The sequence below is a fragment of the Bifidobacterium sp. ESL0800 genome (assembly GCF_029395355.1).
Classification (GTDB): domain Bacteria; phylum Actinomycetota; class Actinomycetes; order Actinomycetales; family Bifidobacteriaceae; genus Bifidobacterium.
Genome location: NZ_CP113913.1, coordinates 248,805 through 263,257, shown reverse-complemented (window position 1 = coordinate 263,257; position 14,453 = coordinate 248,805). Strand labels below are relative to the sequence as shown.

The following is a 14,453-nucleotide window of genomic DNA, read 5'->3' as shown; positions in this document are numbered from 1 at the left end:
AAAATACCATTATCAGATATCTCCGATATCAAAGACCGCAAACTTCTATCTTACCCCTTTTCGTAATTCGGCGAGATACCGTTTCGTCTGGCTGCCGAATCGGTCCAGAGAAAGATCATTGAAAGCGAAATCAGGTATCGGACGAATATCGGGTCAGCGGGTATCAACACGGGACACAAAATCGACAAGCCGACAAAATCCGGAAACCAACACGGAAACCAACACGAGAAAACATTATGGAGCGTTATGATATGCCACGAAACGCAACCTTTCAGCCTTAGCTGAACGTTGCGGCCTTTTGCGCGGGTTTGTGGGACACTGTCAACAACACGCGAATAATCGGATATAACAGAAAACGAACACAGCGGACATGACCAGCAGAGACAATCCGACAAACAAGGAGAACAGGACTTTGAATACCAACACAGACAACAGCACCACCACAAACGGCACTGGGCAAAACGAAAATCCGCACGGCTACGAATCTGGAGCTAAGACGCAGACCGCCTACTTCGCGGGCGGCTGCTTCTGGGGCGTCGAACGGTATTTCCAAGGCGTCGACGGGGTCACCGACACGCAGGTCGGCTACGCGCAGTCGCGCAAGGAGAACCCGAGCTACGAGGAAGTCTGCAGCGGAGCGACGGACGCGGCGGAAACCGTACGCGTGACGTATGACCCGAAGCGTGTGACCCTGCGGACGCTGACGCTGCTCTTTCTGGACGTCATCGATCCGTTCTCCGTGGACCGGCAGGGCAACGACACCGGGAGGCAATACCGCACCGCGATGTTCTATCTCGATGAGGTGCAGAAAGCCATATATGACAAGGCCTTGCAGCAGCTCGCCGCGCGCGAGGGACGCGAGGCGGCGGTGATCGTCGAGCCGCTGCGCAACTTCTATCCCGCGGAGGGCTACCATCAGGATTATCTCGACAAGAACCCGGGCGGCTACTGCCATATTTCGGTGGCCAAGCTGATGAACGTGGGCAAGCGACAGCGCTATATCGAGAGCATCTGGCGGCTCGACCCGGAGCAGTATGCGGTGACGCAGGAGGCGGCCACCGAGCGCCCGTTCGCCAATAAGTACGATCAGAACTTCGAGCCGGGCATCTATGTGGACGTGGTGAGCGGCGAACCGCTGTTTCTCTCCACCGACAAGTTCGACGCGGGCTGCGGCTGGCCGGCGTTCTCCAAACCGATCGACGGCTCGTCGCTGACCGAGCACCGCGACACCAGGCTTCCCGGGCGGCCGCGCATCGAGATCCGCACCGCCGACACGCAAATCCACCTGGGCCACGTCTTCGACGACGGACCGCGCGATCGCGGCGGACTGCGCTACTGCATGAACTCCGCCTCGCTGCGTTTCGTGCCGCGCGAGAAGATGGAAGCGCAGGGCTACGGCAAGTATCTGCCTTTGCTTGATAAGGCCCAGTGAACCGTACGCAAGCGAAGCGGGTACCGATCGGCCCAAATCATCCTGATTGTGACCGAGGCCTTTGCTATATGAAAGCAGTATGGATGACTGTGATATCCATACCGCTTTTTGATACCAAAATCCGTATTATTCCAACGATTCTCGGTTCTCCATAGGACGTTCGGTCAAAGCGCGTCCTTTAGCCTTTCAGATGCTTGGCGAGGTAACGGCCGGTGATGCTGGAGGGATTGTCGACGATTTCGTCGGGCGTGCCGGTGGCGACGATTCTGCCACCTTCCTCTCCGCCGCCCGGGCCCATGTCGATGACGTAGTCGGCGTTGGCGATCATATCGAGGTCGTGCTCGATGAAGACCACCGTGGCGCCGCCGCTGACCAATCGCTGCAGCACGTCGATCAAGGTGCGCACGTCAAGCGGATGCAGGCCGGTCGTTGGCTCGTCGAGCACGAACAGTGATGTGCCCTGCTTCTTGCCGAGTTCGTTGGAAAGCTTGAGGCGCTGCGCCTCGCCGCCCGACAGGTTCGGGGTATCCTCGCCGAGCGTGAGATAGCCGAGGCCAAGGTCATGCAATGTTTCGAGTGCCTTATGGATGCGTTTGAGCAGAGAAGAGGTAATCATATCGCCGGATTCAACCTGGCCCAGCGATCCAGCGGAATTTCCGGAACCTACCGAGGTGCTGAGCTGGTTATGACGAACGGAACCTACCGAAATGCCGGACTGTCGACGGTTGGCGGAACCGTGTGCAGATGAACCATGGGTTGAGCTGGAATCTTCATCGAGTGCGAAAACGTCCAACGCATCGTCGACTTCCAGATCGAGCACTTCCGGCAACGTCAGTCCTTGCGGATGCGTCGGTGTCGCAAGCCGTATATCGTTGACTTCCGGGCGATAACGCCGTCCCTCGCAGGTCGGGCAGGTGATGGTGACATCGGGCAGAAACTGGATGTCGAGACTGATCTGGCCGGTGCCGTCGCATTGCGGGCAGCGCAGCGATCCGGTGTTGTAGGAGAATGCCGAAACCTTGAGCTTGCGTTTCTTGGCTGCGGCCGTCGAGGCGAAGGCCCTGCGCAGCATATCCATGATGCCGGTATAGGTGGCGAGTGTCGAACGCACGTTGATGCCGATGGGAGTGGAATCAACCAGACGCACGCGCGTGACGCCGGCGGCATCGAGAGCACGGACGTGGGACGGCAAAAGCTCATGGTTTTCCTGCGCTTGCAACGCGGGAATCAGCGATTCCAGAACCATCGTGGTCTTGCCGGAACCGGAAACGCCGGTGACAGCGGTCATCCGCCCACGCGGAATCGCGACATGCAGCGGGTGCACGGTATGGATGGGGCCAGTACTCATGATCATCCACTGGGAATTGCCGGCAACGGCCCCTTCTGAATCCGAAACCATTTTATCCGCATTGTTTATATTACTTTTCAAAGACCTGGTTTCATCACCCAAGGAAGAAGGCTTTTCCTCTTCTCTGTTATGAAGAAGAACACTGTCATCATCCAAACGCGAGGTATCCATAAACTTGCGCAGACTATCGGCAACCGGAGGCAAAGCCAATCGCTGACGCACCACCACAGGCTGGGAACTATCGAGGAAACCGGCGATGCGCGACTTCGGGTTGTGCAGTATCTCGGAGGGTGAGCCCTGCGCGAGAATCCTCCCACCTCGGCTACCGGCGCCCGGCCCCATCTCGATGAAGTAATCGGCGGCGGCAAGCACATGGACGTCATGGTCGACGAAGACAACCGAATTGCCGGAAGCCAGCAGATCGTGCATCACACCGATAAGCCCTTCGATATTGGCCGGATGCAAGCCTGTGGAAGGCTCGTCGAGCACATAGAGCACGCCAGTGGTCTCGTTGCGTACGGCACGCGAAAGCTGGGCACGCTGCCGTTCGCCGGTGGAAAGCGTCGCGCTGGCACGGTCAAGCGTCAGGTAGCCCAAACCAAGCTGGATGAGCCTACGTCCCATATCCTCCAAGGTGTCGACCAGGCTCTTGGCCATCTGGCGCATGTCCTGCGGCAACGAATCCGGAACCGCCTTGGCCCATTCAAGCACCTTGCGCAGCGGCCAGGAAGTGACTTCGGCCAGATTGTACTTGCCGATTTTCGGGGCACGCGCGGCGACATTCAGCCGCGAGCCGCCGCAATCCGGGCAGACGCGCTCGACCAGGAACTTCGAGACCTTGGCCATGCGTTTCTCGTCACTGGCGCGGTCGAGTTCCTTGGTCACGGTCAGACGAGCGTTGCGGAAAGTGAAATCGAGATGGTGCACGCCCTTGATCGAAGTGATGGTGATGGGTTTCTTCTCTTCCGGCCCGTTGAAGACGATGTCGCGCTCACGCTCGGTGAGTTCCCTGAACGGCACATCGGTGCGCACCCCGAATTCGCGGACGATATCGGGCTGGACGTTGAAGCCGAACGTGCGCCACGGCACGACGGCGCCTTCGTCGATGGTGAGGCTTTCGTCGGGGACCAACGCGGCATCGTTGACCTCGTGGATGGTCCCGGTCCCCTGGCATTTCGGGCAGGCACCGGTGGAATTGAAGGCCATCTGCTCGGCGCTGGGCGGTTCGACGAGTGCGCCACAGACCGCACAATGGATGGGAATCTCGGCGGCGACGTCAAGTGTCGGCTTCTGGTAGTGCCCGTTCGGGCAGCGATGCGAGGCGAGGCGTGAGAACATCAGCCTCAGCACGTTCAAGGTCTCGGTAGAAGTACCGAAGGTCGAGCGCATGCCGCCAACGCCAGGCCTCTGACGCAAAGCCAAAGCCGGTGGAATGAACCGTACCGAGTCGACCTGCGGTTTCTCAGCTTGCGTCATACGCCGACGGGTGTAGGTCGAAAGCGCGTCGAGATAGCGACGGGAGCCTTCCGCGTAAAGCACACCCAGCGCCAGCGACGATTTGCCGGAACCTGAGACCCCGGCGATGCCGACGAGCTCGTTCAGAGGAATCGAAACGTCGATATCTTTGAGGTTGTGTACGCGGGCACCGCGCACCTCGATAGCCTGCGGGACAGAAGAATTCCCAACGTCAATATCACTCATGCCTTCGCTATCACTCATAGCACCCACTGTATTCGCCGCGCCCTAACACGGCTATGTAAAAAGTGCGTTTTACGCCGCGCTTAACGCACTTTTCGCACATGCACACGTAAAAAGTGCCATATACGACGCGTTACTCGCACTTTTCTCACCCTGATGTGCAAAAAGTGCGTTTTAGACGAGTGCACGGTTCCAGCAAGCTCCATAACTGGCGCAGATTCGTTAGCTGTTCACATTTGAACAGACTACGGCGATGAAATACAAAAAAGGTGCCGCGATAATCCGCGACACCATTGACTAATGCCTTTGATGAGCCCAACGGCTATTTGCCATTCGACTCGTCACTCACGCCATCTTGCGTATTTCAGCGCGAACGGCGGAACGGGGTCGAATGACGCTTGCCGTGCCCGTGGCGAAAGCCCTCGGCCTTACGCGAGCGCTGGCCACGGTTGTCGGAACGGCCCTCATAGCCCTCGTTGCGGCCATGGCCGTGTCCGTATCCTTCGGACTTGCCGTGCCCGTTGTGACGTCGATCTCCACGGGAGGAGTAGGCATCGCGCCCATATCCACCCTCATAGCCGCCGTCGCGACCGCCGGAGCGCTTGTCGCCATAGTGCTTCTTGCCGCCACGCTTGCCGCGGTCATCGAAATCGGAATGACGCGAACGCTTGCCGCCGTTCTTGCGATAACCGTCATCGTAGAAATCACGCGAACGGCGGTCATCGCGACGGCCGCGCGACGAACGTCCGTCGATGGGGCCTTGCCCGTCATCGTAACGGGGATTGCCGTGGCCGCGATGTCCGTCACGGCGAGAATCGCGGAAGCCGTGCGAAGACACATCGTCGAAATCGCGATGCTTGCGCGCACCTCCTCGTCTGCCGTCGTAGCCGCCCTCGTTGAAATCGTCACGGGATTCATGGCGATCACGTTTATCGAGGGAACGATGCGCGCCTTCATGACGGTTGTTGCGGTCACGACGTCCGCCACGGTCCTTACGACCGTAGCCACCTCGACCTCCACGGCCTTCGTTGCGTCCACCACGACCGGTACGTCCGGCTCGGCGGTTGACCACCGGCACCGTGAGCGTCCAGCCTTCGACCAGCGGGGCATGCTCCCCCACCAGTTCCTCGAGTTCGGGAGCACCCGGAACGATTTGCTGACTCTTGGCCTTGATACCGGCACGGCGCAGCATCTGGCGGGCGTCGCGACGCTGCTGCGGCAGCACGAGGGTCACCACGTCGCCGGATTCGCCGGCACGTGCGGTGCGGCCGGAGCGGTGCAGGAAGGATTTCGGATCCTCCGGCGGCTCGGTCTGCACGACCATTTCCACGTCGCTGACGTCGATGCCGCGCGCGGCCACGTCGGTGGCCACCAGCACATTGACGTCGCCTGAGGTGAAGGCCGCGAGGTGTCGGTCACGCTGGTTCTGCGAAAGATTGCCCTGCAGATCGACGGCGGGGATGCCTTCTTTGACAAGCTTGTCGGCCATCTTCTTGGCCTGGTACTTGGTGCGGGTGAAGAGGATGCGCTTGCCCTTGCCACTGGCGAGCTCGCGGATGACCTCGTATTTGTTGCCCTGTGAGACCTCGAAAACGTGGTGGGTCATGGTGTCGACCTGCGCGTCGGCGGGCGCGATCTCGTGGATCTTCGGGTCGTGTAGGAATTGCTTCACCACTTTGTCGACGCCGTGGTCGAGCGTCGCGGAGAAGAGCATACGCTGGCCGTTCGGGTCGACCTGTTCGAGCAGGCGCTGCACGGACGGCAGGAAGCCCATATCGGCCATTTCGTCGGCCTCGTCGAGCACCGCCACCTCGACGTCCTCGATGGACAGCGCGCCTTGACGCAGCAGGTCCTCGAGTCGGCCCGGGCAGGCGACGATGATTTCGGCACCGGCCTTGAGCTCGTTGATCTGACGGCTATATTTGACGCCGCCGTAAATGGTGGCGGTCTGCATGTCGTAGGCGGCGGCGAGCGGAGCCACGACCTCGTTGATCTGGTTGACCAGTTCACGTGTGGGTGCAAGGATCATGCCGTGCGGATGCGGCAGCATCGCGCGCTTGCGGGCGTTCCGGTCGCCGCGGTCCATACGCTCGAAATCGCGCATCACCGCCTCGCCTTCGCCCGTTTCGCCTAGACGAGCGACCAGAGGAATCGAGAACGCCAAGGTCTTGCCGCTGCCGGTCTCGCCCCGGCCGAGCACATCGCGCCCGGCCAACGAGTCGCCGAGGGTGTCGGCCTGAATGGGGAAAGCGACACTCTTGCCGTCGCGAGCGAGGACGCTTACCAGCGGACCCGGCACACCGAGTTGCGCGAAAGTGCGCTCGGGCTGGTCTCCGCTCTTGGCGTACGCAGCCGCGCTTTCGGCCGCTTCTTCGGCCTTTTTCGATTTGGAATTATGGGAATCAGGATTATTCATTTCGTATTCTGCATGCCGCTCGCCGCTAAAATCGGCAGAGTCGTCTGAATTATTTTTATGAGTACGACGCTTCGGCACAATAGCCTTTCAAAAGATTGAAGCCGACCTGTCGTTTATAGTTGCGGACCCCGGCTTCATAATGGACAATTCAGTATATCAGACGCGCCCCACATTATCCGTGAAACGATTCCTCAGTTCGATTCCACGACGGCACCGCTCGGCGGGGTCTGCTTCTTGTGGCGCGGGCTCGGCTGCTTGGCTTGAGGAACATCCGTGTATGGATGGCCCATGCTGGCCGTGGACGTGTAGAAGCTCTTCGTCGTGCCATTTGCATTGACATTGGGCAACGGCGAGCTGGGGGCGTTTGGGGCGCCATCGGGATGTCCGGTTTCGCCGCGACGGTAACGTTCCATCATCCGTTTCTGCAGGTCGGTGGCGCTCGGCGGCGTCCAGGAAAGGGCGTTGGCACCGGCCTCTATCGTCTCGCGTATCGATTCGGCCGACCCGCCGGAACTGGCGACCACAGGGATTTCGGGATACCGGTCTTTGATGTGTGCGACCACTTCGGCGGTGTTTCTGCCGGCGGCAACGTTGATGATCTTCGCGCCCGCTTCGATCTTGCGCGCCACCATATCGCCCCATTGCACCACAGTCGCCATGACGGGAACGTGGACGGTCATGGCGACCTCGCGCACGATCTCGACCTCGCTGGGAGCGTTGAGCACGACGCCGGCAACCCCCTGCATCTCGGCGAACACAGCGAGTTCAAGCACGCGTGTACCGGTGGTGGTACCTCCCCCAACCCCTACGAAAACCGGGGCCTGAGCCACGGAAAGCACGGCCTGATTGATGACCGGCTGACCGGTGAACGGGTAGACGGCGAGGATGGCGTCGGCGTTGGTGTTGTGGATCACGGCGGCATCGGTGGTATAGGCGAACGAACGCAGGCGCCTGCCCTGCAACAGCAGACCCGAGGATTGCTCGATTTCGGCCGGCACACGGGCATCGGCCGAGCTCAGCGGGTTCTCGATAGGCAAAGCCTCCGGCAGACCAGCCGGCAAGTTGGTCATATTCGCTTCCATCGCGCCGCTCCCTTCAAGGGTTTCCAAATACTTTTCAATCCGCCAGTCGCGGTCGGCTTAATCAAATCAAGCATAATCGTATGACGTCACAACGTGCAGGTTGAAATGAGCACATTACCAGACCCAACATATCGCTGAGTCCATTTGTTCCCGCTTGAACGTCATTTCTAGACAAAACGCACAAAAGCGACATTAAACGGAGAGCCGAGAAACCTTCAAACGTCTACTCGATATGCCAAAATTGGCTTGAATCCGCGGGTTGGTCAAACCCGGCGGAATGGTTGAAACGCAATGAGACAAAGCACACATTAACAACGAAGGAACGAATACTTGGCTGAGTTTATTTTCCAGATGATCAATGCTCGCAAGGCCTATGGCGACCGTGTGATCCTTGACGACGTGACCCTGAGCTTTTTGCCGGGCGCGAAAATCGGCGTCGTCGGACCCAACGGCATGGGCAAATCCACCCTCTTGAAAATCATGGCAGGTCAAGAGACCGTCTCGAACGGTGAAGCGAAGCTGACTCCCGGCTACTCCGTCGGCATCCTGCAGCAGGAACCGCCGCTGGACGACACCAAAACCGTCGGCGAGAACATCAAGGCCGCGTTCGGCGAGATTACCGACAAGGTCGACCGCTTCAACCAGATCGGCGAGGAAATGGCCAATCCGGACGCGGACTACGATGCGCTGATGGCCGAGATGGGCAAGCTGCAAGAGGAGATCGACGCGGCGAACGGCTGGGACATCGACTCCCAGCTCGAGCAGGCGATGGACGCGCTGCAGTGCCCCGACCCAGACACCCCAGTGAAGGTCTGCTCGGGCGGCGAGCGCCGTCGCGTGGCGCTGTGCAAGCTGCTGCTCGAAGCCCCCGACCTGCTGCTCTTGGACGAGCCGACCAACCACCTCGACGCCGAATCGATCCTGTGGCTCGAGCAGTTCCTGCACACCTACAAGGGCGCCGTCATCGCCGTAACCCACGACCGCTACTTCATGGACAACGTGGCCGAGTGGATCTGCGAGGTCGACCGCGGCCACCTCTACCCCTACAAGGGCAACTACTCCACCTATCTGGAGACCAAAGAGAAGCGTATGGAGATCCAAGGCGCCAAGGACGCCAAGCTCGCGAAGCGATTGAAGAACGAAATCGCGTGGGTCAAGAGTTCGCCCAAGGCGCGTCAGGCCAAGAACAAAGCCAGGCTCGAACGCTACGACGAGATGGAGAACGAGGCGCGCAACTCCAAGAAGCTGGACTTCTCCGAGATCGTCATCCCGCCGGGGCCGCGTCTGGGCTCTCAGGTCCTCGAGGCCGAGCATATCCACAAGGCCTTCGGCGATCGCGTGCTGATCGACGACCTGAGCTTCACCCTGCCGCGCAACGGCATCGTGGGCATCATCGGCCCCAACGGCGTCGGCAAGTCCACCCTGTTCAAGACCATCGTCGGCAAGGAGCCGCTCACGAGCGGCAAGCTGACCATCGGCGAGACGGTCAAGATCTCCTACGTCGACCAGAACCGCGAGGGCCTCGACCCGAACAAGAACCTCTGGGAAGCGGTTTCGGACGGCAACGACTTCATCGAGGTCGCCGGCGTCGAAGTGCCGACCCGCGCCTACGTCGCCAGCTTCGGCTTCAAGGGCAGCGACCAGCAGAAAATGACCGGCATGCTTTCCGGAGGCGAACGCAACCGTCTGAACCTTGCACTCACCCTGAAGCAGGGCGGCAACCTGCTCCTGCTCGATGAGCCGACCAACGACCTCGACGTCGAAACGTTGGAATCGCTGGAGAACGCGCTCATCGAATTCCCTGGCTGCGCCGTGGTCATCTCCCACGACCGCTGGTTCCTCGACCGCATCGCCACGCATATCCTCGCGTGGGAGGGCGACGACGACAATCCGGCCAAGTGGCACTGGTTCGAAGGCAACTTCCAGGCCTACCAGGACGACAAGGTCAAGCGCTTGGGCGAAGAGGCCTCCCGCCCCCACCGCATCCATCGCAAGCTAACAAGGTAGAGAAACTAATCGGTCGTTTCATTCCTATTGACGTGGTGGGGATGGGGATATACAATGTCCGACACGCTCCGGGCCGCTCAGGCCAAGTCTTTACGGTCTGACATCGCATATCCCCATCCCCACCACTCAACCTTTCTAATGATAAAGTCGCGCTGATGAACAAGTCTCTCTTTAGCGAGTTCGTCCCGTTGAGTATGGATGGCGGGGATATGCGATGCTGAGGCGTAAAGCTTGGCCTACCGGCCTGGAGGGTGCCGAAGCATTGTATATCCCCGCCATCCATACGTCATGTAGACGGCTTTGCAGATATATCAAAATCCGATAAGCCTAGGGAAAAATAAGCGGATAAAAAAAATGGGGGCGAAAAGTTCGGCGGCGCGGATAGACTCGCATAAGCGTTTATTCGACAGAAATAAGGAGTGATATGGCGGAAGTCAAGGCGGGCAACGCGGCACAGCAGGCGGTGGAAGCACTCAAGCTCAATGCCGGTCAAGAGCAGGGCGGACGCACCGTCTTCCGCGACGCCACGAACCTCTACTACCCCACCGAACGCATCTACGGCGGCCAGATGACCGCACAGGCCATGATCGCCGCGGCCGACACCACCGACGAAAGCAAAGTCGTCAACTCCATCCACGCCACGTTCATCAAGGTCGGCAAGCTCGACGAAGAGACCCGATACGAGGTCGAATCGCTGCGTGACGGCCGCTCCTTCTCCACCCGCCGCGTGGACGCCAGGCAGGGCGAACAACTGCTGTTCACGGCCACGGTAAGCCTGCAGAAGGCCGGCCAGTCGGGCGTTGAGTTCAGCGACGCGATGCCAGGCAACCTTCCTGACCCGGAGACGCTGACCAGCGCCAAAGACCTGATGGAGCCTTACGCCGACAAATCCGGGTTCGCCAAATATTATGCTTCGCAATCGCCGTTCGACATCCGTCACATCGGCTCAACCGTCATGCTCGCCCCCGACAAGGAGAGCGCTAATGCCGACTCTGGCAAACAGATGGTGTGGATGCGCATGGCCAGCCCGGTCACGGCTTCGCGCAACGTCCATCGTGCGCTGCTGGCGCTGGAATGCGACCAGGTGATGATGGAACCGGACCTTCGCCGCGCGGGCCTGAGCATTTCCACGCCCGGCATTTTCTATGCTTCGATCGATCACGCGATGTGGTTCTACGACGATATCGATATGAACGAATGGCACCTTTACGTGCAGGACGCCCCGGTCGCCGGTCACGGCCGTGCCCTCGGCGTCGCCAAGGTCTACTCCGTCGACGGCAGGATGCTCGCCGCGATGACACAGGAAGCCACCATCCGTGTGCCCGAAAAGAAAGACGAGAAAAAGAAATAAATCCTGCCGACCGGCAAGACCGGTAATCCGGCAATTCGGCGGACGGAACAGCCCAAGCCAAAGCAATCGGCCAATCCCGACGATAAAACGAAAAACAAATGCTGCCGGCACGATCAGTCAATCGCGCCGGCAGCAGCAGTATGAGATAACCGAAAAACGTTAGCCGTGGGGCTGGGTCTCGGGCGGAATCACGGACTCGTAATGTTCGCCGTTGAGGTCCTTGACCCAGGCGTCGTGCGCCTGCTTCAGCAGTTCGGGATCGGTCAATGCGTCGTAGATCGTAAGCGCGAGGATCTTGCAGGAATTGATCAGACCCTTGTGCGCGACCGAAGACTTTCCGTTGGCGACCCACTCCCAGGTGTGCGGCGAGCAGCCCTGCGGTTCGCAGGCATAGGCGAACTGCGCGGTGGGCGCGCACCAGCTGACGTCACCGACATCGGTGGAGCCGATGCCCTTGGTGCTGGTGGTGTAGACGATCGGGCTGATTTCGGGGCACACCCCCGCCTCGGAAATCCGCTTGATCTCTTCATCGGATTTTTCGGGGAACGCGGCCTTGTTGCGGGCGATCACATTCTGTTTGATGCTCGGCGCGTTGTTGCTGGTCAAAGCTCTTTCGAACTTCTCCTCCTCATCGCTCAGATGCAAGGGGCCGACGAGCCGAAGATTCTTGTCCATCATCTCGGTGAGCGGATGGTTGGGCAGGTAATCGGCGCATGCGGAATCGAAATCGATCGACATTTCGGTACCGGTCATCAACGCGGCGCCTTTGGCGATATTGACCACACGTTCGTAGATATCCTTGGCTTGGCTGAGCTTCGGCGCGCGGACGAAGAAATAGAGCTTTGCAGTGGGATGGACCACGTTGGCGGATTCGCCGCCGGAATCGAGGTAGGCGTAATGGATGCGGGCTTCCTCGATGACATGCTCGCGCAGGAACTGGACGCCCACCGTCATCAACGTGGCGGCGTCAAGCGCATCCCGGCCCTGCTCAGGGGCCGAAGAAGCATGGGCGGCTATGCCCTTGAACGAGAAGTTCGCCTGCATCACCGCCAGAGTCGCGCAGGCCACCATGCCGCCGACATCCTGCGGATGCCAGGTGAACACCGCGTCCAGCCCGTCGAAGACACCCGCACGGGCCAGGAACGCCTTGCCGTAACCGCTTTCCTCGGCCGGGCAGCCGAAGAGCTTGATGGTTCCGCTCATGCCTTTCTCTTCCATGAACGTCTTGATGGCCACGGCGGCACCCACGGCGCCCATGCCGAGCAGGTTGTGCCCGCACGCCTGACCGGGGCCGCCCTCGACCACGGGCTTGCGCTTGGGATTGCCGGCTTCCTGGCTGGAATTGCCCAAGGCGTCATACTCACCGGTGATGCCGATTTCCGGCTTGCCTGATCCGTAGGTGGCGATATAGGCATAATCCATGCCTCCAACGCCCTTCTGAATCCTGAAGCCTTCCTTTTCCAACAGCTGATAGTGCTGTTCTACGGATTTGGGAACCGTAAACCGGGTTTCCGGGGTCTCCCAAATATGATCGGACGCCGCAATGAACTCGTCTTTCTTTTCGTCGACGATGTCCATGATGCGTTGCTTGTCAGTGTCAACCATGACATTTCCTTTCTAATAATTACCACAAATCATCATTGAATATCGGTATCCGTGCCTTGTTGCACGAAAGCCGGGAATCGATGCCCCGATTATCTGAGACCAAAGTCGGCGCACGATAATCAAACCGAAAAGCGATACGCGATCATCGACAGCGAAAACCGAAATCCTCACTATCCAATCGCGACGGTTCAGTCTTTCTTCTGCTCCGGGACCTTCACGAACAGCACCGTGATCGCCACACAGACCGCCACGCCTGCGAGGAACAGGAAGGCCGGGACGAACGAGCCTCCCATCGCCTTGACGAGGTAGCCGATGGCCGCCGGCGCCACGAATCCTCCGAGCGTGCCGCCGGTGTTGACGATGCCGATGACGGAGCCGATGACGCGTGCGTCCATGATCTTATGAGGCCAGGTGAAGATGCTCGTGAACACCAAAGCGCAGATCATGCTCAGCAGAATGAGCATGATGATGGAAACCACAAGATTCTTCGAGAGCACGAACGCCACGATCAGCACGGCCACAAGGAGAGCCGAAACGACGGTCGCCTGGCGTTCCTTGTGCAGGAAGAACTTGGAAAGCAGCGTACCCGAGAAAATCGTGGCCACGGTGGTGAAAATCGCATTGAAGGCCAGAATGTAGCCCATCTTGCCCATAGACATGCCGTACGTCTTGGTGATGTAGGAAGGCAGCCAGGAGATATTGCCGTAGGAAATGACGTTGACCAGGAACATGGCGATGAACAACACGATGACGTTGCGGTTTTTGATGACCTGAGTGAATTTCGGCTTCTCTTCCGGCTCCGCGATAGCAACTTGCGCAGTCTGTTTGCCCGGCTCGACCTGTTCGACTTCATCGACCGCATCGGCTTTCTCGACTTCGGTTGCGTCCTCTCTCTTGCCGTCCGTGACGAATATCCATATCATCAGGAACGCGACGAGGTAAAGGCTGCCCAGAACGGCATAGGCCACACGCCAGTTGCGGACCACCAGATGGGCTCCCAGCGTGAAAGCGAGGATGGCTCCGATACCGTTTGTCGACAGAATCAGCGACTGGACGAACGTGCGTTTTTTGCGCGGGAAGTTCTCGGCTATTGCCTTCGAGCAGCTAGGCGGATAGCCGCCGTGGCCGAGGCCGGCGCCGAAACGGATGACGATGAACAGCGCAAGACCGCTGACGGCCCCGAAAAGGTAGGAGAAAATGGCTATGAACACCATGGAGGCCATCAGCACCCGCCTGGCACCGAACTTGTCGGCCAGCCAGCCGCAGGGAACCTGCATAATCGAGTATGCCAGGAAGAACATCGACATGATGAGCCCGGTCTGGCCGGTGTCCAAATGGAACTGCGACGAAATCGGGATAATCGCGGTCGAGATCATGTTCTTGTCCATGTAGATCACGGAATAACCTGTCATCAAGGCCGCGATGAGCATGACCCCGCCGGTCTTTGAACCCGCTTCCAGCTTTTGAGCGCGAGTTTGCTCCATTCCCTTATTTCCTGCCATATGCCCCACCTT

Annotated in this window: 8 protein-coding genes; 3 read left to right on the top strand and 5 right to left on the bottom strand. The window is 59.3% G+C overall.

Annotated elements, in window-relative coordinates; all coding sequences use genetic code 11:
* The first annotated feature begins 412 nt into the window (after positions 1-412).
* Positions 413-1,432, top strand: a complete 1,020-nt coding sequence (msrA, locus tag OZX75_RS01110; protein ID WP_277146422.1) for a peptide-methionine (S)-S-oxide reductase MsrA — start codon at positions 413-415, stop codon at positions 1,430-1,432.
* Positions 1,433-1,610: 178 nt separating this feature from the next.
* Here msrA and OZX75_RS01105 read toward each other — a convergent pair whose 3' ends face one another.
* The 3 genes from OZX75_RS01105 to OZX75_RS01095 form a co-directional block, all read right to left on the bottom strand.
* Positions 1,611-4,499 (bottom strand): excinuclease ABC subunit UvrA, encoded by a 2,889-nt coding sequence (locus OZX75_RS01105; RefSeq protein ID WP_277146420.1) that lies wholly within the window; start codon positions 4,497-4,499, stop codon positions 1,611-1,613.
* A 343-nt stretch (positions 4,500-4,842) separates the two neighbouring features.
* Positions 4,843-6,894, bottom strand: a complete 2,052-nt coding sequence (locus OZX75_RS08555) for a DEAD/DEAH box helicase (RefSeq protein ID WP_348519488.1) — start codon at positions 6,892-6,894, stop codon at positions 4,843-4,845.
* A gap of 191 nt (positions 6,895-7,085) precedes the next feature.
* Positions 7,086-7,964 carry a dioxygenase gene (locus OZX75_RS01095; protein WP_277146419.1) on the bottom strand — a complete coding sequence of 293 codons (879 nt, stop codon included), beginning with the start codon at positions 7,962-7,964 and terminating at the stop codon, positions 7,086-7,088.
* A gap of 342 nt (positions 7,965-8,306) precedes the next feature.
* On the opposite strand from OZX75_RS01095, the gene ettA reads away from it, so the two are divergent.
* A complete protein-coding gene (ettA, locus tag OZX75_RS01090; protein ID WP_277146418.1) occupies positions 8,307-9,983 on the top strand; it encodes an energy-dependent translational throttle protein EttA in 1,677 nt (558 codons plus the stop codon).
* 424 nt (positions 9,984-10,407) lie between these two features.
* Entirely contained in the window at positions 10,408-11,334 is a 927-nt protein-coding gene (locus OZX75_RS01085) for an acyl-CoA thioesterase (protein WP_277146417.1), read from the top strand.
* Positions 11,335-11,493: 159 nt separating this feature from the next.
* Here OZX75_RS01085 and OZX75_RS01080 read toward each other — a convergent pair whose 3' ends face one another.
* Positions 11,494-12,939 (bottom strand): amidohydrolase, encoded by a 1,446-nt coding sequence (locus OZX75_RS01080; protein WP_277146416.1) that lies wholly within the window; start codon positions 12,937-12,939, stop codon positions 11,494-11,496.
* A gap of 188 nt (positions 12,940-13,127) precedes the next feature.
* On the bottom strand, positions 13,128-14,441 hold the full coding sequence (locus tag OZX75_RS01075) for an MFS transporter (RefSeq protein ID WP_277146415.1): 1,314 nt from the start codon (positions 14,439-14,441) through the stop codon (positions 13,128-13,130).
* Positions 14,442-14,453 lie beyond the last annotated feature (12 nt).

What these genes read in the sequence shown, in the direction of transcription:
- OZX75_RS08555 (WP_348519488.1), bottom strand. Translation starts at nt 6,894, where the DNA reads ATGAATAATCCTGATTCCCATAATTCCAAATCGAAAAAGGCCGAAGAA.
- OZX75_RS01105 (WP_277146420.1), bottom strand. Translation starts at nt 4,499, where the DNA reads ATGAGTGATAGCGAAGGCATGAGTGATATTGACGTTGGGAATTCTTCT.
- OZX75_RS01095 (WP_277146419.1), bottom strand. Translation starts at nt 7,964, where the DNA reads ATGACCAACTTGCCGGCTGGTCTGCCGGAGGCTTTGCCTATCGAGAAC.
- OZX75_RS01075 (WP_277146415.1), bottom strand. Translation starts at nt 14,441, where the DNA reads ATGGCAGGAAATAAGGGAATGGAGCAAACTCGCGCTCAAAAGCTGGAA.
- OZX75_RS01085 (WP_277146417.1), top strand. Translation starts at nt 10,408, where the DNA reads ATGGCGGAAGTCAAGGCGGGCAACGCGGCACAGCAGGCGGTGGAAGCA.
- OZX75_RS01080 (WP_277146416.1), bottom strand. Translation starts at nt 12,939, where the DNA reads ATGGTTGACACTGACAAGCAACGCATCATGGACATCGTCGACGAAAAG.